The following is a 23,694-nucleotide window of genomic DNA, read 5'->3' as shown; positions in this document are numbered from 1 at the left end:
GTGAACACTATGAATACATTAGAAAAAATTCAAAAAAACCTGGAGAATTTCAGTAAGTCAGAGCGCAAAGTTGCGGAAGTAATTATGGCGTCTCCACAAACTGCAATTCATTCAAGCATTGCAACGCTGGCTAAAATGGCCGACGTTAGTGAGCCCACTGTAAACCGCTTCTGTCGTCGTCTGGACACCAAGGGCTTTCCAGATTTTAAGCTTCACTTGGCACAGAGCCTAGCCAACGGCACCCCTTACGTTAACCGTAATGTGGAAGAAGACGATGGCCCAGACGCGTACACCCATAAGATTTTCGAATCGACGATGGCGTGTTTAGATGTCGCGAAAAATAGCCTAGATCCAATGCAAGTGAACCGTGCGGTCGATTTGCTAACGCAAGCGAAGCGCATTTCATTCTTTGGCCTTGGTGCATCATCTTCTGTTGCCCGAGACGCACAAAACAAGTTTATTCGCTTTAATATTCCAATTACTTGTTTTGAAGATATTGTTATGCAGCGCATGAGTTGTATCAACTGCAGTGATAATGATGTTGTGGTTCTTATTTCTCATACCGGTCGAACAAAGAGTCAGGTAGAAATAGCGAACCTTGCTCGTGAAAATGGCGCAACGGTTATTGCGATTACAGCGAAGGATTCTCCTCTAGAAAAGGCAAGCTCGCTGGCCATCACGCTCGATATTCCAGAAGATACCGACGTTTACATGCCAATGGCAAGCCGAGTTGTACAAATGACAGTGATTGATGTGCTAGCAACTGGCTTCACTCTTCGCCGTGGTACAGGTTTCCGTGAGAACCTAAAACGCGTAAAAGATGCGTTGAAAGACAGTCGCTATGACAAATTAAGCCAGTACTAAGCACTAAAGCTTAGTCAATACTTTATCTAGGGGAGCTCAAGGCTCCCCTTTTGTTTTAATGCAGCTAAGAAAGCAATCACCCTAAGTCGTTGACACTCGATAAGTCCGTTCTTAATTCCAGTACTTCAACAGAACTGACATGTTGTGCACTCTCAGCTGCGCACTCTCCGCTACAATCACAGACTTGCTGCAATATGTGTATCAAACGTTCCTGATTCAGGGGTAAAGGATTCCCTTTGATTGCCATTGATTTAAGCGCATCATTCGCCACTTGCTCAAAAGAGGTTTGGCATACTCCAAATTGAGCCAGTAGCGGTAACGCTAACTTATCTAGCACCATATTTACCCAAAGAATTCCATCGTGTTCGTTCGCGTTTACTCGCTCAGTGACTAATTGGGCCAACTTGCGATAACGACTTATCACATCATTCCTACCCGCGAGTTTAGCGGCGTTAATGTTCTCCTGCATCACGTGTGGAGCTAGGCGAGCCGTAATAACGCTATGGGGGGCGTCTAACTTGCCTCCTAACGCCGATGCTAACCCATGAGCGGCACCTAATTTGGCATTAGTAATCGCCATACCGCCAAGCAATGCAGCGAACGATAAATCAGAGCGCGCCTTATGATTATCTTGCTTACAAGCGGCAATCACTGAACGGCTTAAGCGGCGTAGCCCCTCTTCGCAGACCATATCAGTAAGAGGGTTTGGCTCACCACACACATATGCTTCCATTAAATGAGTGAACGCATCCATTGCGCCACGTCCAGATGTGTATTGGTTGGTCCCGTAAGTAAGTGTCGGGTCTACAATGGCAACGTCTGCGAGCATATCAGGGCTTCTAAGACTCACTTTCACTTTATCTTGTCCAGATTTCAGCACAGCATTTCTGGTCACTTCTGAACCGGTGCTTGCTGTCGTAGGAATCGCAATAAAATGAAGAGGCTTTGCTTTTAAAGGGACGCTTCTTCCTACCACTTCTACGTAATCGTAAACATTGCCTTGATTGGGAATAATGGCAGCTAAGGCTTTGCCCATATCGATGACGCTGCCACCACCTATCGCAACCACCATATCAGGTTGGAATTTTCTACCGAGCACTGCGGTCTCTTCTACCATCGTGATGTATGGTTCACCAACGATAGCTACGTGCTGGTAACGCATATTTTGAGCTTTAAGATATTGGATAATGGGGGCGGCTCGTTGGGTATCCTGCCCAGTGACCAGCAAAACACTGTAGCCAAATTGGTTAATAACGGACAATGAAGATTGAAGTGCACCTTCACCAAATATAATCCTTGTTGCAGTCATAAACTGAAACATACACACCCTCCCAAAAGAATATACCCAAATAACCTCTCGCCCTCTGATTTAACACTTATGTTAGAGTTGAAGTTATTTGCGTATAGCCAAAATAGATTGCTATTTTTTTAAACAAAAAAAATTGACCAATTCCACCTTGCCATCATTAACCCTTTAGAATGTATGTTTTTTATGCGTCACTTCACATACTTCAGAGCCGTAAAATAAGCACGCGCGTTTAGTTTTTATTCGATAGATTTCACCTATAGAACCAAGAGGTAATTGCCGCTTTATTTCCGTATCTGGATCGGGCATAGTTACTCCAACAAAAGAAAGCGCACTCAGCCGCTATGTTTTGTACGCTTTCAAAAAAGAATAGATTTAGGAGAAATAAGATTATGTTCGTTGTTATCTTTGGTCGCCCTGCATGTCCTTTCTGTGTTCGTGCAAAAGAGCACGCAGAAACGCTAAAAGCAAAACGTGATGACTTCAACTACCGTTACGTTGATATTCACGCTGAGGGTATTTCTAAAGCAGATCTTGAGAAAACAGTTGGTAAACCAGTTGAAACCGTTCCTCAGATCTTTATCGACCAAGAGCACATCGGTGGCTGCGACGAATTCGAAGCATACGCGAAAGAGCACCTAGGTCTATTTGACGAGTAATAAAGACTGTTTTCAAAAAAGCCGCTTCATGCGGCTTTTTTATTATTTTTCAGCTGGTTATTACGTTAAGTCAACTAATGGTAAAACCTAAAAAAATTCACTTATCTTTTTGCTATATTTAGTTACAATTCACAGTTCTTAATCTTTTTTGGCACACACTCTACCGAGCCACACAGTGAACATAGACGTCGTATACCTTCTTGAGCAAAACCCTATCCTTCTAATCTTCGTCGTATTAGCCATTGGCCTTGCCATCGGAAAAATTCGATTTGGCAAATTACAATTAGGCAACTCTATTGGCGTTCTTATTACCTCTTTGGTAATGGGCCACCTTGGTTTCTCATTTAATGCAGAAGCTTTAACCATTGGCTTTATGCTGTTTATCTACTGCGTTGGCATTGAAGCTGGACCAAACTTTTTTGGTATATTCTTCAGAGATGGTAAGCATTATTTTATTTTAAGCATGACTGTTCTCGTGTCTGCGGTCAGCTTAACGTATGGTTTGAGTCACTATTTCGGCCTCGATTTTGGCTTATCCGCCGGTATGATGGCAGGCGCATTGACCGCAACGCCAGTACTGGTTGGTGCACAAGATGCTCTTAACTCTGGCCTTGCGACTATACCGCGGAATATGGAATTTTCTCTGGTATTAGAAAATCTATCCGTAGGCTACGCGATGGCTTATCTGGTCGGCTTAATTAGCATGATCATGTTTGCTAAATTGTTGCCAAAACTGCAAAAACAAAACCTTTCTGATTCCGCGCAGCAAATCGCACAAGAGCGTGGCCTTGGAAATTCAAGCCAGAGAAAAGTGTATTTACCCATTATTCGAGCTTACCGAGTGGGCCCAGAGCTAATTGACTGGACTGATGGTAAAAACTTGCGAGAACTGGGTATTTATCGTCAAACTGGCTGTTACATTGAACGAATCCGTCGCAATGGTATTCTCGCCCACCCAGATGGTGATGCTATCTTGCAAGAGGGAGATGAAATTGCACTGGTTGGCTTCCCTGACAGCCATGCTCGCTTAGACCCTAGCTTCCGTAATGGTAAAGAAGTATTCGACCGTAACTTGCTTGATTTGCGCATCGTTGAAGAAGAAATCGTCGTAAAAAGTGACGCTATCGCTGGTAAGCGTTTATCGGATTTGAATTTGTCTGAGTTTGGCTGTTTCTTAAACCGCGTAGTTCGCGCTCAGATTGAAATGCCTATGGACTTAGACATTGTGCTCGCTAAAGGGGACGTCCTTCAAGTGAGCGGCGAGAAAAGCCGAGTACATGGACTGGCGGAAAAAATCGGTTTCATCTCGATCCACAGTCAAATGGCCGATTTGCTCGCTTTTTGTAGCTTCTTTATTTTGGGTATTCTGTTTGGCCTCATCACAATGACGTTCGGTCAGGTGTCTTTCAGTTTGGGTAATGCGGTGGGTCTTCTGTTGTCCGGTATTACGCTTGGTTTCTTACGAGCAAATCACCCTACTTTCGGTTATGTCCCACAAGGGGCGCTGAATATGGTCAAAGATCTAGGGTTAATGTTCTTTATGGTGGGAATTGGTCTAAGTGCAGGTGGAAAGATGTTCGAGCACCTAACGCAAGTAGGACCAAAAGTCATTGGTTTGGCATTTATTGTCAGTGTTGTGCCTGTAGTTCTGGCTTACTTAGTTGGCGCACACGTACTCAAGATGAACCGTGCTCTGCTCTTCGGTGCCATTATTGGCGCCCGTACTTGCGCTCCAGCTATGGATGTCGTTAACGACTACGCTAAGTCCACCATCCCTGCCCTTGGTTATGCGGGTACCTATGCGATTGCGAATATTTTAATGACGCTAGCTGGTACGATTCTGATAATACTAAGTTAATACTCACTTTGACTATGAAATACAAAAAGGCGCTCAATGAGCGCCTTTTGTTTATTGGTTATCTAGTCTGTGATTCGATTAGATTTGAATGAAGTCTGCTTCAACTGCTGGATTCACATCCGCTTCGTAATCTACGCATTCAACGCCGAAACCAAATAGTTTCAAGAACTCTTCTTTGTACTCAACGTAGTCAGTCAGCTCTTTTAGGTTCTCAGTCGTAATTTGAGGCCATAGCTCACGACAGTGCTGCTGAATGTCGTCACGAAGTTCCCAGTCATCCAGACGTAGGCGGTTCATCTCATCAACTTCTGCCGCGCTACCGTCTTCTTTGTATAGACGTTGGCTGAACATACGGTAGATTTGTTCCATGCAGCCTTCGTGTACACCTTCTTCGCGCATTTTCTTGAATACCATTGCGATGTACAGTGGCATAACAGGAATTGCAGAACTCGCCTGAGTTACAACAGATTTAAGTACCGCAACATTGGCACTACCACCTGTTGCTGCTAACTTGTCGTTTAGCGCTTTCGCTGCACGGTCTAGGTCCATTTTTGCTTTACCTAGTGCACCATCCCAATAAATTGGCCAAGTTAGCTCAGTACCAATGTAGCTGTACGCGACGGTCTTACAACCTTCAGCAAGAACACCAGCATCAGACAACGCATTGATCCAAAGTTCCCAATCTTCACCGCCCATTACAGTGACAGTGTCTTTGATTTCTTCTTCTGTTGCAGGCTCAACGCTAGCTTCGATGATCACATCTTTGTTGGTATCAACAGCCGTTGATGTGTAAGTTTCACCGATAGGTTTAAGAGATGAACGAACTAATTCACCAGTTTCTGGCATTTTACGTACTGGAGATGCCAGTGAGTAAACCACCATATCGATTTGACCTAAGTCTTCTTTGATCAGCTCGATAGTTTTCTGTTTCGCTTCATTTGAGAAAGCGTCGCCGTTTAAGCTTTTTGCGTACAGACCTTCTTCACGCGCTAGCTTTTCAAAAGCAGCGGCATTGTAAAAACCTGCTGTACCTGGCTTCTTCTCAGTACCTTCTTTTTCGAAGAAAACACCGATAGTTGATGCACCGCCACCAAATGCCGCAGCGATACGAGAAGATAGACCGTAGCCACTTGATGCACCAACAACAAGAACACGCTTAGGTGCGTTTTTGATTGGACCTTGCGCTTTGGTGTACGCAATTTGTTCTTTTACGTTAGCTTCACAACCAACAGGGTGCGTTGTAGTACAGATAAATCCACGAATTCTAGGTTTGATGATCATATTCAACTTCCTTTAAAAAACCTTGTTAGGATAAAAGTTTCGTTGGGATTTCGCATCTAATTTCTGTAAAAATGCTCTTAAAAGGCAAGTGGTTGGAGCACTATCCCACCATCCACTCCCCAAGAATACAAAAAAGCACCTCATTGAGGTGCTTTTCTTAACATTAGTTGTCTATTATGCCGCCGGATTCAACTGCGACTTTTTTGGGCTATGAGTTCGCACTTCAGAAAAGTCATGACTAAAGTGGTCAACTTGAATCGCCTTGTAGCGCAATTTATCTGCAGCCATGATTTGATCAATTTCTTGTTCAGTTAACACGCCTGCTTCAAATGCTTGCTGCAAACGATCATGTAGCAGACCTTTACGAGCCACTTTACCATCCTTCGCAGCCTTCATAAGTTTACGCTCCAAAGGTTTAATGTCGTACATTGCAAGGAATGCATTCTCCATTAAGCCTACGCTGTCATCCTCTGATTTTCCGATGTAGCACAGATGCGTGAGGCGATCACGTTGCGCGCCTGGTGTCATCATCGCTTCAGCCAAATTCACACACAGCTCATCACTTGGCTTATTGAAATGATTACCAAGCGGGAACAATAGCCCCTTAAGCACACCGCCAACGTATTTCACAGGGAAGTTGGTGTAAGCCTCATTTAATGACTTAGAAGCGTTATACAAACAGTGTTGAACAGCGTAATGAACGAAGTCTAGATCGCCTTGTTGACGGCCTTCATCTTCATACTTTTTCAAAGCAGCAGATGCCATGTATAGATAGCTTAATCCATCACCCAAACGTGCGGAGATCATTTCTTTACGCTTCAAATCTCCACCTAAGGTTAACATCGCAAAGTCTGCACTTACTGCAAGTGCACGACTGAGACGAGTAATGTCTTTGTAGTATTGCTGCGTTGGGCCACTCATGTGCGCGTTAACAAATCGAGAACCAGTTAGTGCTGCACCAAATGCACCGAATGTATTACCGAGAGCGTGCTTGATGTGTTTAAAGAGTAAGTTGTCAAATTCTTTCGCACCTTGTTCAGAATCTGGATTCGCCGCGGCTTCCATTTCTTTTAGAACATATGGGTGACATCGAGTCGCACCTTGACCAAAAATCATCAGGTTACGAGTCAGAATATTCGCGCCTTCAACGGTGATAGCAACCGGGATACCAAGGTAATGTTTAGCAAGATAGTTCATTGGGCCATCTTGAATCGCACGACCCGCATGGATATCAAACGAATCATTTAGAATGGTACGCGCGATTTCCGTCATGTGGTACTTGGCAATCGCGGTTACAATCCCAGGTTTTTCTTTCATATCGAGAGAAGTCGTCGTTAGCGTACGCGTCGCTTCTAGTAGGTAAGTAAGACCACCAATGCGCCCCATTGCTTCTGCAACACCTTCAAACTTACCGATCGACATTCCAAACTGTTTACGCACGTAAGCATAAGCACCTGTTGTACGTGTAGTAAGGTGACCAATCGCTGTGCCAAGCGCTGGGAGAGAGATACCACGACCAGCAGAAAGACACTCAACCAGCATACGCCAACCTTTACCTGCGTAATCAGCGCCACCGATCAACCAGTCCATAGGGATGAAGACATCTTCACCACGAGTTGGGCCATTCATGAACGCAGACCCCAGAGGATCATGGCGCTCGCCTATCTCAACACCTTCATGGTCAGCGGGAATCAACGCACATGTAATGCCAACCTCTTTCTTGTCACCAAGTAGCCCTTCAGGATCCTGCAGTTTAAACGCTAACCCGAGCACTGTCGCAACTGGCGCAAGCGTGATGTAGCGTTTATTCCAACTAACTCGCACGCCAAGCACTTCTTTGCCTTCATGGGTGCCGTAACAAACCACGCCTTGATCAGGTATGCCACCTGCATCAGAACCCGCTTCAGGGCCAGTTAGGGCGAAACAAGGGATGTCTGTACCATCAGCTAAACGAGGCAACCAGTAATCTTTTTGCTCTTGCGTACCATAGTGCGATAGCAGCTCACCAGGACCAAGAGAGTTTGGTACCATTACCGATACCGCGGTACTGATACTTCGAGTCGCAATACGAGAAACAATGGTTGAGTTCGCCAAAGCGGAAAATTCACGACCACCATATGCTTTCGAGATGATCAAAGAGAAAAATCGCTCTTTACGTAGGTACTCCCATACTTCAGGCGGTAAATCCCTGTCTTCTTTGACAATCTTCTGGTCATCAAGCATTTCTAGCAGGGTTTCAAGCTCATTATCCATAAATGACTGCTCTTCTGCCGTCAGTGTAGGCGTTGGATAATGATGCAATGTTTTGAAGTTTGGCTTGCCTGAGAATAGTTCGGCATCCCACCATACACTACCCGCTTCCATCGCCTCTTTCTCGGTGCTAGACAGAGGTGGCAATACTTTTTTGAACACTTTAAAAGCCGGGTCACTAATCCATTTTCTTCGTAGAGAGCTCATAGTTCAGATCCTTTTGTTCACGTAACCGCTCGGGGTATAATCTTATTATTGGTTTAACTTTCTTATTTGTCTTATGCCAACTGCTTTGCTGACATTCCTGCTGACAAATATGGAATCAGTAAATCGACGACAGATTTCACATCGACTTCCTTTTCAAACTTACTTTCTGCCAGCTCCGAAAGAGCTTGGCTTGAAGCCATCGTAAATACACAGGTTCCTAACGTGAAGTGCAGTCGCCAAAACAACTGTTCTTCACATAGTTCCGGGTTCGCCTTCATTATCGAGAAAGTGAAAAGGTTCAGTACCTCTTCGTATCTGGTGGTAATGAACCAGCGTAGATGACCTTGAACGTCTGTATAACCGCGGCCAATTAACAACATAAATAGCGCAGTACCATTTGGGCGTACATCGTTTAATGTACGTAAAGGTAATCGCAATGACTCAAAGACATCGTCCATGTTGTAGCTATCGCGCGTGTTTAACTCAATTAATGAAGTCTTAATGCTCGGCATTAGTGCTTCTAAATACCTATCTAAAACCGCTCTAACCAGCGTTTTTTTATCGCCAAAGTGATAGTTTACCGATGCTAAGTTAACGTTAGCTTTACCTGTTATCGTTCTTAGCGAAGTATCATTAAAGCCATGTTCAGCAAAGAGTCCTTCTGCGACATCGAGTATTTTTTCTTTTGTTGATGTTCTCGGGGCCATTTTAATCACTCGTATTAAACAACTGTTTGAAAATATACTCCCGAAACTTAAGATTAACAAATGATTAACATCACACTTTAACCAATTGGTCTGACCAGACAGTAAAAGGTGTGATCTAATCTTTTGAAATTCAATCGAATACTCCAGTGAAGCTTGTCAGAAGAAAACGATCAAATTTCTCAGACCATCGCAATTGAAACGCTAACAATAGCCTTGACGGCTCGGAGTAAGCGACGAGAGTATGAAATACATCTTCGGTTCTAGGGGATATAAAATGAGAAACACCGAAGTTAGTCACTTCACCAAGTTGGTAATCCATCTCGATTTTTCTATTACTTTCGGGTGTGTAAGAAGCTAGAAAGCATTAATTAGAAATTTTTTGAAAAAAAATGGAACTGTTTGGAAAAGGCTCGGTCTGAATATACGTAACAGTTAGGGCATTTGAAGTTTCACTGGCCGTCAAACTTGTTTCCATCTAATTGTTACGTTGCTGCTTTTTTCTTATTAACTCCTATGTTTGTATCCGCCCAGTCAAATTTTCGGCTGGGCTTTTTTTCGCCTATAGATTTGCCAAGCGCCTCTTTCGATGATTTGCCCCAACTCCATAAGCTAGACCTTAGTTGGTCACAAAAGTAACCAGCCTGAAGTGGTTGATGTGCCGATCTGCAGACATAAAAAAGCCTCCCGAATGGGAGGCTTTACTAAACAGTGTGTATCTTACGCTTGCGCTTTCTTAGGCAAAGAAAAGTGCAGTAACGCGTAGCCAAGTAACGCGGCTGTCGTCGAGCCCATTAAGATACCTAGTCGAGCATAGGTATCAAACTCAGGGCTTACATTTCCAAACGCTAAAGAGGAAATGAATATAGACATTGTAAAACCGATACCACACAACACAGATACCGCAAAGATATGCTTGAAGTTAATGCCTTCCGGTAGCTTAGCTACACCCATTTTCACAGCAGCCCAACTAAAGGTGAAGATACCTAGAGGCTTACCAACCAGTAGCCCCAAAGCAATACCTAATGGCAGCATTGAAGTTAGGCCTGACATCGATACGCCTTCTAGCGAAATCCCCGCATTTGCAAATGCGAATAGAGGTAAGATACCAAATGCCACGTATGGATGAAGTGCATGCTCCATGTGCTTAAGTGGGGAATGTTCGCCCTGTTTACCCTTAAGAGGAATAGCAAAGCCGATCACTACGCCTGCAAGTGTTGCGTGAACACCAGATTTAAGTACCGCAAACCATAAGATCGCGCCGACTATCATGTATGGCGTCAGTTTCGTTACTTCCTTCGCATTCAACATGAACAGGACACCAGTCATGATGAAGCCAACAAGCAGCGCCATGCTAGAAAGATCACCTGTGTAAAACAGTGCAATAATAACAACCACGCCTAAATCGTCGATGATAGCGAGAGCTAACAAAAATACTTTAAGGCTTACTGGTACGCGCTTACCTAGTAGCGCCATGATACCTAGAGCAAATGCAATATCCGTCGCAGCTGGAATGGCCCAGCCAGAAACCGCCTCTGGGTCGTTAGCATTAAACGCAACGTAAATAAGAGCAGGGGCTAACATACCACCAACCGCTGCAATCGCAGGGAAAATTGCGGTTTCTTTTGATTTTAGCGCTCCTTCAAGTAGCTCTCGCTTCACTTCAAGGCCAATAAGTAAGAAGAAAACAGCCATTAGGCCGTCATTAATCCAGTGAGAAACTGACATACCGAATACATAAGTATGCAGTACAGATTGATAAGTTTCGCCCAGCGGTGAGTTAGCAATGGTCATCGCAATTGCCGCTGCAATAACGAGAAGAATACCACCTGCTGATTCCATTTTGAAAAAGTCACGAATGACATCGTTCATGGTTTCGTCCTTATATTTATTATCTTAATAAACGATTAACAAAGAGTGATAAGAGTGTATAGCTGTCGAAAACTTTAGAATAATCGCTTCTTCAGAGTATAAACTTCGGTTTTTTCGATGTTAAGTTTACTATACATCGTATTTTCCAACATGACACTCAATTTTGATCGGAGATCGTATTTGTTTTTGTCGCACCAAATATTTATCAAGATGATGAGAAAATCAGCATAACACGGCTTGTACCATCATGATAACCCCGTACTTTTGAGAAAAAGCTAGGAAGCTTCGCGCACTAAAAAACCACCCGTAGGGGGTGGTTTTCTTCACAACTCAATAGCCTGTCAGCTGCATAAAGCCCCAAGCCTCATTGGAGCCGGAAGCTAAAGTAGGCCCTTCCCAGTAAGGTATTACAAAGGGTAGCCACATATCTGACTTGATAATACGGGTAGTCAAGTTAATTTGATGCTTCGGAATATTGATAATCCACTGCAAAGGTAACCTTCTTCCATTGGATAAACTGGTCACTTGCATTGGTTTAATACTGATATCATCGTCTGAGAGGTTGATGACTTTACCTGAGCGTGTCGACAACGTGCCAAACACGTGCGGTGTTTGCCCATGGTGACGATAACGGCTAACAGTTAATGCTCGACCATCATCTAAATTGAAAACAAACCAATCCCAGCCTTGTTGCCCCTCACCAATTAAGCCGCTGCCCCACTCTTTTTGCGCCCAAGCAGAACCCGTCACTGAGAACCGCTTACCATTTAAGCTTAAGCTGCCTTTTACTTTTAAAAATGGAGCACTGAAGCTGAAAGAAGCAACAGATTGCAACGCATGTTTAACTTGGAAGCCTTTGTCTCCATTCACCACAAAGGGGCCGTTTGTCATGGTATTGAGCTCAAGTCCAAACGTATCAGTATTCACATTCAAGTTGCCCGGGAAAGGCGTCGCACCGAGTGATCGCCAAGTCCAATTATCAATCCATAACCTGAAAGGACGATTGATCATACCAGCTTGGCCTATCCCACCTCTAGCTACCCGTTGCTCTTTCCATACATGCGAACCATGACTGACGACAACATGTGAAATGTACAATTGAGGGTTCTGCCAACCGCTGGTTTCTCGCTCGTCCGTCGCAACCCTAAAATAGCTCCATTGAACATTGTAGATCTTGCCTTGCTCATCTTTTAGTTTCGCAAAGTAGTGCCACCATTCATGCTGATACTCGGGATGAAGGCGAAAGTCTGAGGGTAAAGAGACATGCTCATTAGGTAGTACAGGCTCGAAAATCGTTTGATTTTCACGCGTTAAGATAGAATCAAGTTCGCTTTCTCGTGTTGCTGTCGCCTCTAACCAAAAAGTTGAGTAAAAAGCAGCCCCAGTTAGAAAAGCGAACGTAACAACAATGAGCGTTGAAACCAACAAGCGTTTTTTAGAGCCCATTTTTTTCATTACAACGCGTCCCTTAATGACTTCATCGGTGTACTTTTGATCATTCTAATAACTGGCAATGCGCCAGCAACCATGATGGCAAGCATCGCCCAAGCAATGGTTTGAGCATACTCCCATGGAATCGTTTGAAGCTCTAGAGACCAGCCAAATGATTGCTTAATGATAATATCAACGATCAAATGTGCGAGCGCCAAGCCGAGCGGCACTGCAATAATCGCAGAAATGGCTCCGAAGACGAATAGCTGCAAACCACCTAATACGACAAGTTCTTTTCCGGACACACCCATGCACCTTAATAAGGAAAAATGCCGCTGCCGTGAAAGTTCTCCTGCCAACGTCGCAAAGAATAAACCAAACACGGCAATAATCAGCGTGATATTGCCCAAGGTTCCTGCTATCGCAAAGGTATGATCAAACACTCTCATTGCTTGGCTATAAATATTACCGTTATCAAACACACGATCTTGCGGGAGACGGAATACATTCTCTAAGCGATTTTTCAGCCCTTCTCCATTGACGTTATCTTTTAATACTACGCCAAGACCAACATTACCCGTACCTGCAAATGCATACAGCCAATTCCGGTGCGACATCATCACCTGGTTATATGGGTTTCCATAATCGTAGTAAACGCCTACGACTTGCCAATCACCACCAAGCGGTTCTTGCAAGTTAATGAAATCGCCAGGGCGGATATCCAGCTTCAAGGCCATCGACTCACTGACCATTAAGCTCTTGGTAGCGTGCAGTTGATACCAGTAATTTGGGACACCTAACTTGACGGTAAGTGAGTCTAACTCACCTTCAGAAGAGCCCGTACTCACAACTTGCAGAGCACCATGCTCGGTCGGCATATCTTTTTCCCAGCGCCACCAAACCGAGTTCACCTCTGGCTGATTCTGGAGCCATGCGCTCATCCTAGCGGCTGAATTGTTGGTCGGATAGATGTACACATCAGCGGCTAATCGCTGATTTAGCCACTTATCGGTTGTATCTCGAAAGCTTCCGACCATTGTTTCTACACCAATGTTTGCCGCCAGCGCTAACATAAACGCCATCGTAGCCACACCGCGATAGCTCATGCTGGCTGCTGCATCAGCAAAAAACCAACGGACACGAACCCATCGCATGGTATAAGAAAAACTTTGGAACATATGCCACATAATAAATGGCATAAACAACGCCACACTAACCAACATCAGCGCAATAATAGCAAAGCCGGTTTCTTGTGTTTTCGGCGCCTGATATACCGCTATTGCAGCGACACAAAACGCACATGCCGCAAGCGCCTGCCAAGAGAACTCTCTTCCAGCAAATCGCATTAGCGACAGTCGAGAAGAAAGGCGGATTGGTTGTGACTTCAGCAAACGGATTAATGGCCACAGACACGATATCAACGCACCCATCGCTGCCATGATTAGGCTATATAAGCTAGATTGCCATGACCATCCTATGGTTAAACCTACGTTGGCATCATACAAATCACTCAGGCTCGAAGACACTGCTGGGATAAGCTCATTCGCTAAGATCAAGCCAAAAAAGTTACCACACGCCCACGCAATAAAGACGAGCAAAGACAACTCTAGTAATAAAGCTTGCGCTAACTGTGTTCCGTTAACACCAGTCTGTCTCAAAATACCTACCAAACGTTGTCGCTGGATGAAAGACAGAGACATCGCTTGATAAAAAATAAACAACCCGACCAAAAACGACAGCATTCCCATCGCGGTGAGATTCATATGGAATGCGTTAGTTAGCGACTCAAGCTCTGTACGCGTATTCCTAACGAGCGTCATTCCGTTTGGCAGCATGTTTTTCAGTGCTATTAGCTTTTCCTCTGGCATTTCACCACAAGAAATCGCAGACAAACCTGAGCTCCGCTTGAGCATACGCAACAACGATATATCAGTAACCAGCCGAGTACCCGAAAGCATCTTGTCCTTATCTACTTGAATAGGCCCAAGACGGCTTCCGTCATTCATCTCAATGAAGTCCCCATCCTGCCAACTCATGTAAGCGGCCAAATCTTGACTCACAAGAATAGGATAAGGAGGCTTCATTAGAGATAAAACAGGCATCTCACCTAGCGATTTTCCTTGTTGTAGTGGGATCATCGCGACAGGATCTATCCCCACCAACATCAGGCTCATATCGGTCTTAGCATCTAGATGAAGCACGTCAAACGGTGCACATTGGTTAAACCCAGCTCGACGTAACTGAATATAGAAACCTTGAGGAATTTTATTGGCAGAGTGCTTCGTTCGGATTCGGTACGGCAAAGGATTGGAGAAAAGCTTTTCACCAGTGGCATAACTTTGTTTTGCATGCTGGTTGATAGAAGTAACACCAACAAGGAGGGACACGCCTAAAGTTAATCCCAGCCAGACAAGAATAATTTGTAGAGGGTAACGACGGTAATGACCGAGTAGTGCCTTAACTACGGGCCATAACATGTAGCTGCCCTCCTTGAAGTCGAATCTTTCCTTCCATATGGGCGGCCACTTTTTCACTGTGCGTCACTAACAACAAAGTACACTCCAGTTGGCGAGCGAGGCTCGTTAGTAAGCGCATTACTGCTTCTGCGTTTCGCTCGTCTAGGCTACCAGTTGGCTCATCAGCAAGCAGGATTTTTGGCTCCATATAGAGTGCACGAGCAATCGCCGCACGTTGTTGCTGACCACCAGACGCCTCTTCCGGATAACGTCCTAGCAATGGCATTAAGTCCAAAGCAGAAAGAATTTGACGCCACAACTCTTTATCTTCCGGCAGACCTTTTAACTGACGACAAAAACGAATATTGTCGGCAATATTAAGTGTAGGAAGCAGGTTGAATTGTTGGAAGATATTCCCAATATTGTTACGGCGATAAAGGGTTCTTAAATGCTCCGGTGCTTCATGCATAGCAAAATTTGGAAACTGCACTTCACCAGAGTCAGCAGTATCTAATCCGGCGATTAAATTCAGCAGAGTACTTTTACCCGAACCACTTTCTCCCATCAGAGCAACTTGGTCGCCTTGCTGCAATGTTAATTCTGCCCCTTGTAATACAGGGTGAAACTCTCCCCCGTCTACATAGCCTTTACATAGGTCTGACAGTTTTAACATTGATTATGCCGCTCGGATGGTGTTTAAAAATTGGGATCAGAATCTACACTAAAATCCTGTTAGTAGAAAGTATTTTGAATGCTTGATCACACTATGGAAGTACAAATGCAACTCGATTCACTTTCTGTTGCTAATTTTGTTGACGTTTTGAGCAGATTTTTGCAGCCAAAATAAACTCTGTTCCTCCTTACTGGCCAATCAGGTTTTTCATCCATTTTCGGCTAACCATTCTTGGCAAGCAAATCGCCCACTTCACAACTTCTTCCGTCAAAAAGAGTAAGTAAACCCATTGTGGGTCCCAATTGAGATAAATCGCTGCAAATGCTGCGAGTGGAATCCCGATCACCCACTGCGCCAAGATGTCTTGATACAAACAAAACTTAACATCACCGCCCGCGCGTAATACACCAACAATCGCCATCATCGGCACCGAGCGTAACACGACACCCAACGCTAGAATCACCATAAACTGTTCAGCTAGCTCGCGAGTGTCTGTTGTCAGTGCACTAAACGCATTAAGGATCCATTGATTTGACACTATCAACAAGATGGCGACCACAAATGCGATAAGCACATTCAAAATGACCGTAGCCCATGCTTGATAATAAACGGGTTCAAAATTACGAGCGCCGAGCTGGTTCCCTACTAGAACTGCAGCCGCATTCGATAAGCCAATCATCATCGCCAATGCGATCGACTCAACAGGTGTCATTACGGAAAGTGCCGCCAAACCTTGTACGCCTGCTTGCCCCATGATGGCGTGATAAGCAAACAGCCCACCAGCCCACGCCAAGAAGTTAAATGTGGTTGGCAAAGAGAGGCTCAAGAAACGCTTAATTTTATCTAAGACCAATCCTGCGCGTATATCATCCCAACCAAATGCGATTATGTGTTTTTTCAACCATAGATAACCAAACAGGCAACCTACTTCGATCGCGCCACTGATTACCGTTGCGATCGCTGCTCCCGTAATACCCAGAGCAGGAAAGCCTAATTGACCAAAAATTAAAACCCAGTTAAGAAAGACATTAGATAAAATGCCTATACCACTAAAAAAAGTGCTTAGGCCTGGTTGGTGCATCGCCCTTAGGCCCACCGACATACTGGCCACACATGCAACAGCAAACATGCTAACCGACGAAATAATGAGATAGCTGGCCCCTAATTCAATCACTTCTTGTGAATCGGTAGTCAAACTCATGATGGGCTGTGGAAAAACAACAAACAAAGCAACAGCAATCGCAGCAAACATCATTGCGATCATCCATGTTAAAGCGGTACTGCGACGCACCCCAACTTTATCGCCAGCCCCCCAATATTGAGCGGTTAACAATGCACCACCCGTTGTCACCCCAACTAACATAATGGTGGTGACGAAAGTCGCGCGCGCAGCAACTCCAACTGCGGCAATTTCTGCTTCACCAAGTTGACCAAGCATAAGAACATCGACGAGGCTTCGGCTTGAAAACATCATGCTTTGCAGTGTAATTGGTAACGCGATTGCAAATAAACGACGTAAGAATGCTTTATCTGCGTGTATTGAGAGTTGAGAAAGAAAAGTCACAAGCGCTCCAACGACAACTTATTGATAGAATGGGGAAAGTGTCTCATGATTATACTCTGTGGTGTTTATTCCACCAACGATAAAAGGACAGATAATGAAAAAGGTGTTGGTACTAGGCGCCTCGGGTTACATTGGCTCTCAACTTCTTCCGTTACTTTTAGATAAAGGTTACGCCGTCACAGCAGCGGCGCGACATATTGATTATTTAGAGTCAAGAACTCAGCCTCACCCTAATTTAACGTTAAGGTATCTCGACTTGGCTGACGCAGAGACCACAAAGGCTGTAGTGAGCGATTTTGATTTAGTATTTTTTCTCGTGCACGGGATGGCTCAAGGTGATGACTTTGTTGAGTACGAACTAAACCTTGCTTTGAACTTCAAATATGCGTTGGAACAAAGCTCCGTCGAGCATGTTGTATATTTGAGTGCCATTCAACCTCAAACCGGAAACTCTCGCCATTTAGCCGCTCGTAAAGCCACGGGAAAAATAATTCGACAGTCTGGTGTTCCAGTAACTGAATTGCGTGCTGGCGTTATCATCGGCCCCGGCTCTGCCGCTTTCGAAATCATGCGTGACTTTGTCTACAACTTACCTATTTTGATCGCGCCTAAATGGGTCGACTCAAAAGCGAACCCTATTGCCTTGCCCAATCTCAACTACTATTTGTTGAAGTTAGCAGAAGCCCCCTCTCCAGAAGAAAGTGAAATTTATGAAGTTGGAGGGCCAGATACACTTAGCTACCGCGAGCAGTTCAAAGTCATTTGCAGAATCACGAACAAGCCGTATCGGCTGTGGTCGACCCCGCTAATTACTCCGAAAATGGCATCGTACTGGCTAGGTTTAGTTACCTCAGTGCCAACTAGTATCGGTAAAGCATTACTTGCGGGCTTAGAGCACGACTACATTGCAGACTCCAAAGCGATTGAAGAACGATTTCCTCAAACGCTGATCAGCTACGAGCAAGCGGTAACTGATACCATTCAAGATGAAGGCACATTTGTACGCAGTAATGTCTGGGGGTTTGAACCCGCAGCGCTTCGTCGATGGCAACCAGGATATGGCTATTACCCAAAACAAGCTGGAGCGAGCATTAAAACTCAAGCCTCCGCTGCGGCATTATGGAAAGTGGCGCAAAAGATCGGGAGTCGCGAAAAAGGCTATTACTTTGCCAACATCTTGTGGCGTACACGTGAATGGCTCGATATCTTTTTTGGCGGCGGAAAACCGATTCGCGTTTCTCCTCCTGGACCAGAGCTCAAAGTCGGTGATTTTATTGACTCTTGGAAAGTGATTCGCTGCGATAACAATCAGTTTCTTTCACTGTTTTTTGGTATGAAAGGCCCAGGCCTTGGGCGTTTAGAAATTACCATCAAAGATCTCGGTGACGAACGAGAATTGGATATTACCGCCTGGTGGCACCCGCAAGGGTTTCTTGGGCTGCTTTATTGGTTTGCAATGATGCCAGCCCATCTTTTCATATTTAAAGGCATGGTCAAAGCCATCGCGAAAGAAGCAAACCGTTTAGAAAACAAAAAGCCCCAATAACAGGGGCTTCTAAACACTCAAAATGTCACTTTAGTCAGCTTTGAACGAGAGTGGAATTTCGGCTAACTGGTTGCCTTCGTTTGCTGGAAAAATAAGGTACTCGCCATGGTATTTCACCATCGATTTGTAGTCTGTTACCTTATGTACCATAAAGCCCGCTTGCGCTGCTTTCTCAACAAACTCAGCATGATTGCCACGTACAAACCAACTCATTGGCTTTACGAGCAACTCGCCATCAAAACAGCTTTCGCATTGGTCTGCACATAACGCTAAAGAGTTTTGACCTTCAGTGAAGATTTGTACTTTGCCGCACCCAATCAGTTGCTCAGACGTTGAGACTTCCCAGCCTGCTTGCTCCATCAAATCAAGAAAAGACTCAATATATGAATCTTTGAACACTTTGGAGTCTTCACCTTCAGGGAAGAATTGCGCATAAAAAGCAGAAATACGTTTAAAGATAAACAACAAACCAGCATCGTTCCCCTTTGAGCGACCTGCTTTTTGCCAACGCGTTAAGTCATCGCCTACCGTACGTCCGAAACGTTGTGATTTTAGCGCCTTTGTTACCCAACGCACTAAATAATGGTTATTCGCAACAGGGGCATTGGCTAACTTACCTGAGCGATGCTCTTGATCTAACTCTTCAAGTGCTGAGTTAACCAAGTTTTGAATTTCTTTGGTGTAATTCGACATTACGCCTTTCTTCCTAAAGTCCAATAAAACAGTGCTGAAAGCACAGAACAAGCAAACATCACGATGATCATCGGCCAAGCAACATTCCCGGGCAGTGATGCCACCAGCGCACCAACCAATGAACCGATACCGAATCTTAATGTCCCCGCTAGAGACGACGCCGTACCCGCCATTGATGGGTAACCACTTAAAAGCAGCGCCATCGCGTTACTACCTATCGTCGACAATGTACCGATAAACAGCACAACAAAAGGTACAATGCCCCATAATCCGAAGTCCATTAACCAACTTACGAATAAACCAATCCCCGCCAAAAGTTGCACGAACAACCCAAAACGAAGCATGGCATGGGAGCCAACTTTCTTCACCAAGCGACCATTAATACTGGTCATGATGATCATCGCCACAATGTTCAAACCAAATAGGTAACCAAAGTGGTCTGGTCGAACACCATATAAATCAATATAAACAAACGAACCCGCCGTCAAAAATGCAAACATTCCGGAAAATGAAAACGCACCTGAGAGCATCAAACCGATCGCTTCAGGATTGGAGCATAATCTGGCGTAGTTTCTCAGCGTCGTGCGGAAACGAAGAGGCTGACGATTTTCAGGCTGTAACGTTTCAGGGATTTTCCAAAGTACGAGAAAAATCACGACTACAGCGAAAATAGCTAATACCCAAAAAATGGAACGCCAACCAAACCAAATCGCGAGATGGCCACCGATCATCGGTGCCACCAACGGCGCAATAGTAATGACCAGAGTAACGAAGGACATTGCGCGTGCAAAGTCTTCACGGTCAAACATGTCACGCACGACAGCTTGGATAATGACCGCCGCTGCCGCGCCAGCAAAACCTTGTGCCGTACGTACATAGGTCAGCGCATCAATGCCATTTGTTGTCGCACTCACAACAGCAGCCAAGCCGAAGAAAAGTACGCCTAAAATCAACACAGGTCTGCGACCAAAGCTATCGGCAAGCGGCCCGTGAATTAACTGGCCGATCGCAAAACCCGCGGTATAAGCCGTCAACGTAATCTGAACCGCGCCAGGTGCGACCCCCAAATCTTTCGCAATTGTCGGCATCGCAGGCAAATACATATCGATCGCCAAAGGCGTCAAAGCACCAATCGCTCCTAGTACAAGAAACAATAGAAAACTGATTTGGGATTGCGGAGCACTTTGAGCTTTTTCTGTCATTCTTTTACCTCTTGTTGGAGCCCTACCGTCAATACTTGCAGAACAAAGTGAAAATAACGGACAGTTCTCATATCGCTGAATGTAGAAGCCAAAAACCTGTTCTATCCAACGTTCGAGAATCATAAGGGCAAATATGTACCAAGGTGTGACCTTGACGAACTCGACATAGAAAAGCATGTGAAAGCGAAATGTGTTTATGGGAAACAAACACAATGCAGTAAAAATGATGGCATTGACACCATCATTCCATTCACCGTAGCCGAAGGCTTTGCAATAAGAGTATGCATGCCTCAGCTAAATGCAAAGGCATATCACTGAGATGAGTAAGCACACCGGAATTGTCTAGGCACTAATTTTGGTAGGAAAATTTATTTTGAGCCAATTCCTACCAAAAGACTAGTTCCTATTAGGAACTAAAGAATTTCCCATGCCGACAATTAATTCCAAATAGAATCAATTTCTTCTTGCGTGAGGTAGCGATAATCACCTGGTTCTAGTGCCTCATCAAGTTCGATAGAACCAATACGCTCACGATGTAAGTACTCAACTTTATTTCCTAACGCCGCGAACATACGTTTCACTTGGTGATACTTACCTTCCACGATAGTTAACAATACTTCATTCTCAGCCTCGTTCACGATTTCCAAACGAGCAGGCAATGTTGCTTCTGATTCATTGCGCAAAATGATGCCTTGTTCGAGCTTTTCCGCGTAATCAGGCTGAATAGCATCGACGAGCCAAACACGGTACGTTTTCTCACACTTATGCTTAGGTGAGGTAATACGGTGAGACCACTTACCATCATCCGTAATCAACACTAAACCAGTTGTGTCGACATCTAATCGGCCCGCAAAGTGAAGGTTTTCAATTTTAGGCTCATCAAGCAATGCGAATGCAGTTTGGTTGTAGCCATCTTCATGTGAACAAACAAAGTCAGCAGGCTTATACAACATAATGTAACGAGGACCAGGAGCACCAATAACACGGTCTTCCCACATCACTTCCGCACCTTCAGGTACTTTAAATGCACCACTTTTTTGAACCTCACCGTCAACGGTGATGTCTCCACTTTTGATGATCTTTGTTGCCTGTTTGCGTGTTGCACCCAGAGCGTCACACAAATATTTATCTAAACGCATGAATACCTCATTGAATTATACCCAAGTGATCTCTAAATCTTGGTTTAAAGGTCACTTGGGTATAAAAGTCAGGTATTATAGCGTTCCTCGTTCGAATAGTTGAGCAATTTCACATATTTTCATGTACACACTTCGTCCTTATCAAGCCGACTCGGTTAAAGCCGTTATTCATTACTTTCGTAAACACTCGACACCAGCAGTGATCGTGCTGCCAACCGGTGCAGGAAAAAGCTTGGTGATCGCAGAACTTGCTCGCCTTGCGAAAGGACGAGTGTTAGTCCTCGCCCACGTAAAAGAACTGGTCGAGCAAAACCACGCGAAGTATGAAGGTTATGGTTTAAAAGGTTCTATCTTCTCAGCAGGATTGGGACGAAAAGAAACTGACCAGCAAGTCGTGTTTGCTTCGGTTCAATCGGTCGTACGTAACTTAGATTCGTTCAAAAACCAGTTTTCTCTGCTCGTTATTGATGAGTGCCATCGTGTGCCAGATGACAAAAACAGCAGCTACCAAAAAGTTATTACTCACTTACGAGAACTGAACCCTGGCATTAAGGTGCTGGGACTAACTGCAACGCCCTATCGTTTAGGAATGGGCTGGATTTATCAGTATCACACCCGAGGTCAAGTGCGAACAGAAGAGCCTCGATTCTTCCGCGATTGTATTTTCGAACTGCCGATCCGTTACTTGCTCGACGAAAACTTCCTCACTCCAGCCCGCATGATGGATGCCCCCGTTTTGTCTTACGACTTCTCTCAGCTGAAGCCCGCTAACACCGGACGCTACAAAGAAGCAGAAATGGACATGGTGATCGATAAAGCCAAACGTGCGACTCCGCAAATTGTTGAGCAAATCATGCAATATGCGAAAGAGCGTCAAGGTGTCATGATCTTCGCTGCAACTGTTCGACACGCACAGGAGATACACAGTTTATTGCCAGAAGGCGAAACTGAAATCGTCATTGGTGATACACCTACGCCGGAGCGCGATGCGATCATCCAAGCGTTCAAGAATCGTCAAATAAAATACTTGGTCAATGTTTCGGTACTGACAACCGGGTTTGATGCGCCGCATGTCGATTTAATCGCGATTTTGCGACCAACAGAGTCAGTCAGTCTGTACCAACAGATAGTAGGACGAGGATTACGCTTATCAGACGGAAAATCAGAATGTTTAGTGCTTGATTACGCAGGCAACAGCTACGATTTATACCAACCTGAAGTCGGTGATCCCAAACCAGACTCTGACAGTGAAATTATCACGATTCCTTGCCCGGCTTGCGGATTCAATAACAACTTCTGGGGTAAGTTGGATAGTAACGGTTTCTTGGTTGAACATTTTGGCAGACGTTGCCAAGGTTACTTTGAAGATGAAGACACAGGCGAACGTGAACACTGTTGCTACCGTTTTCGTGCCAAATACTGCGGTGAATGTGGTGCGGACAACGATATCGCTGCACGAATTTGTCATGAGTGTGATGCGACGCTCGTAGACCCAGATAAAAAGCTAAAAGAAGCCCTTAATCTCAAAGATGCATTAATCTTTGAATGCACAGAAATGGACCTATCTGTATTTAAGTCCAGTGATGGTAAATCTCAGCTAAAGGTGACGTATTCTGGTGAACCATACCAAGGCGAAGGCAATGCGTTAGTTCATGAGTTTTGGTCATTGAGTACCAAAAAACAAAAACAAACGTTTAAAGATCAGTTCGTACGCCCCCACTTAGCAGACAAGCATCGCCCTTTTGAAGAGGCTTCACCGACACGCGTTGTCGCTAACCAACATCGTTTCCGTTTGCCTCAGTTTGTTATTGCTAGAAAATCTGGTCGCTTTTGGAAGCTGCGAGATAAAATTTTTGAAGATGAGTTGAAATAACATCCACAACACATGGCAAAACTTAATTAGCTGATTCACTCTCTGTTCATCTATATCCGATATACTGCGGCTAACGCTCCAGAAAAGGTTTGACTATGTATAAAGCAACGACTTCT

At 44.6% G+C, this 23,694-nt stretch carries 17 protein-coding genes; 5 read left to right on the top strand and 12 right to left on the bottom strand.

Features of this window, described 5'->3' with window-relative positions:
• Positions 1-9: 9 nt before the first annotated feature.
• Positions 10-864, top strand: coding sequence for a MurR/RpiR family transcriptional regulator (locus R7Q47_RS04150; protein ID WP_005378021.1), 855 nt, complete (start codon positions 10-12; stop codon positions 862-864).
• Between the two features lie 76 nt (positions 865-940).
• Here the strand turns inward: R7Q47_RS04150 and R7Q47_RS04145 are convergent, their stop codons facing one another.
• Entirely contained in the window at positions 941-2,185 is a 1,245-nt protein-coding gene (locus R7Q47_RS04145; protein ID WP_154204676.1) for an iron-containing alcohol dehydrogenase, read from the bottom strand.
• Between the two features lie 377 nt (positions 2,186-2,562).
• On the opposite strand from R7Q47_RS04145, the gene R7Q47_RS04140 reads away from it, so the two are divergent.
• Together R7Q47_RS04140 and R7Q47_RS04135 are read left to right on the top strand one after the other, a co-directional pair.
• Complete coding sequence (locus tag R7Q47_RS04140) at positions 2,563-2,829, top strand: GrxA family glutaredoxin (protein WP_005378026.1); 267 nt, start codon at positions 2,563-2,565, stop codon at positions 2,827-2,829.
• Between the two features lie 175 nt (positions 2,830-3,004).
• On the top strand, positions 3,005-4,687 hold the full coding sequence (locus R7Q47_RS04135) for an aspartate:alanine antiporter (protein ID WP_005378028.1): 1,683 nt from the start codon (positions 3,005-3,007) through the stop codon (positions 4,685-4,687).
• A 78-nt stretch (positions 4,688-4,765) separates the two neighbouring features.
• Here the strand turns inward: R7Q47_RS04135 and fabV are convergent, their stop codons facing one another.
• The 8 genes from fabV to R7Q47_RS04095 all read right to left on the bottom strand — a co-directional run bounded on the left by fabV (position 4,766) and on the right by R7Q47_RS04095 (position 17,125).
• Positions 4,766-5,968, bottom strand: a complete 1,203-nt coding sequence (gene fabV, locus R7Q47_RS04130) for an enoyl-ACP reductase FabV (RefSeq protein WP_154204677.1) — start codon at positions 5,966-5,968, stop codon at positions 4,766-4,768.
• Positions 5,969-6,142: 174 nt separating this feature from the next.
• On the bottom strand, positions 6,143-8,425 hold the full coding sequence (locus R7Q47_RS04125) for an acyl-CoA dehydrogenase (protein ID WP_130546677.1): 2,283 nt from the start codon (positions 8,423-8,425) through the stop codon (positions 6,143-6,145).
• A gap of 71 nt (positions 8,426-8,496) precedes the next feature.
• Positions 8,497-9,132, bottom strand: coding sequence for a TetR/AcrR family transcriptional regulator (locus R7Q47_RS04120; RefSeq protein WP_005378033.1), 636 nt, complete (start codon positions 9,130-9,132; stop codon positions 8,497-8,499).
• A gap of 717 nt (positions 9,133-9,849) precedes the next feature.
• Positions 9,850-11,001, bottom strand: coding sequence for a Na+/H+ antiporter NhaA (gene nhaA, locus R7Q47_RS04115; protein ID WP_005378034.1), 1,152 nt, complete (start codon positions 10,999-11,001; stop codon positions 9,850-9,852).
• Positions 11,002-11,331: 330 nt separating this feature from the next.
• The gene (locus tag R7Q47_RS04110; protein ID WP_213901084.1) at positions 11,332-12,456 is read right to left on the bottom strand and encodes a lipocalin-like domain-containing protein; all 1,125 of its coding nucleotides are present in this window, start codon (positions 12,454-12,456) and stop codon (positions 11,332-11,334) included.
• Positions 12,456-14,909, bottom strand: a complete 2,454-nt coding sequence (locus tag R7Q47_RS04105; protein WP_005378038.1) for an ABC transporter permease — start codon at positions 14,907-14,909, stop codon at positions 12,456-12,458. Before R7Q47_RS04105 ends, R7Q47_RS04110 begins: the two co-directional genes overlap by 1 nt.
• Positions 14,890-15,561 carry an ABC transporter ATP-binding protein gene (locus tag R7Q47_RS04100; RefSeq protein ID WP_005378040.1) on the bottom strand — a complete coding sequence of 224 codons (672 nt, stop codon included), beginning with the start codon at positions 15,559-15,561 and terminating at the stop codon, positions 14,890-14,892. Before R7Q47_RS04100 ends, R7Q47_RS04105 begins: the two co-directional genes overlap by 20 nt.
• A gap of 187 nt (positions 15,562-15,748) precedes the next feature.
• Positions 15,749-17,125, bottom strand: coding sequence for an MATE family efflux transporter (locus tag R7Q47_RS04095; protein ID WP_213901083.1), 1,377 nt, complete (start codon positions 17,123-17,125; stop codon positions 15,749-15,751).
• A gap of 94 nt (positions 17,126-17,219) precedes the next feature.
• On the opposite strand from R7Q47_RS04095, the gene R7Q47_RS04090 reads away from it, so the two are divergent.
• A complete protein-coding gene (locus R7Q47_RS04090; RefSeq protein ID WP_213905287.1) occupies positions 17,220-18,671 on the top strand; it encodes a DUF2867 domain-containing protein in 1,452 nt (483 codons plus the stop codon).
• A gap of 30 nt (positions 18,672-18,701) precedes the next feature.
• Here the strand turns inward: R7Q47_RS04090 and R7Q47_RS04085 are convergent, their stop codons facing one another.
• From R7Q47_RS04085 to rsuA, 3 genes are all read right to left on the bottom strand, one after another.
• Positions 18,702-19,364 carry a DUF2913 family protein gene (locus R7Q47_RS04085; RefSeq protein ID WP_213901081.1) on the bottom strand — a complete coding sequence of 221 codons (663 nt, stop codon included), beginning with the start codon at positions 19,362-19,364 and terminating at the stop codon, positions 18,702-18,704.
• Positions 19,364-20,566: a Bcr/CflA family multidrug efflux MFS transporter gene (locus R7Q47_RS04080; RefSeq protein WP_017820848.1), complete on the bottom strand. Its 1,203-nt coding sequence runs from the start codon at positions 20,564-20,566 to the stop codon at positions 19,364-19,366. The genes R7Q47_RS04085 and R7Q47_RS04080 overlap by 1 nt, the downstream gene beginning before the upstream one ends.
• 437 nt (positions 20,567-21,003) lie before the next feature.
• On the bottom strand, positions 21,004-21,705 hold the full coding sequence (gene rsuA, locus R7Q47_RS04075) for a 16S rRNA pseudouridine(516) synthase RsuA (protein WP_033905117.1): 702 nt from the start codon (positions 21,703-21,705) through the stop codon (positions 21,004-21,006).
• Positions 21,706-21,826: 121 nt separating this feature from the next.
• Here rsuA and R7Q47_RS04070 point away from each other — a divergent pair, with 121 nt between their 5' ends.
• A complete protein-coding gene (locus tag R7Q47_RS04070) occupies positions 21,827-23,578 on the top strand; it encodes a DEAD/DEAH box helicase (protein ID WP_205460904.1) in 1,752 nt (583 codons plus the stop codon).
• Positions 23,579-23,694 lie beyond the last annotated feature (116 nt).

Source organism: Vibrio sp. Vb0349 (genome assembly GCF_033338975.1).
Note: the sequence above shows the minus strand (reverse complement) of the source record. Positions and strands in the feature narration are given on the sequence as shown.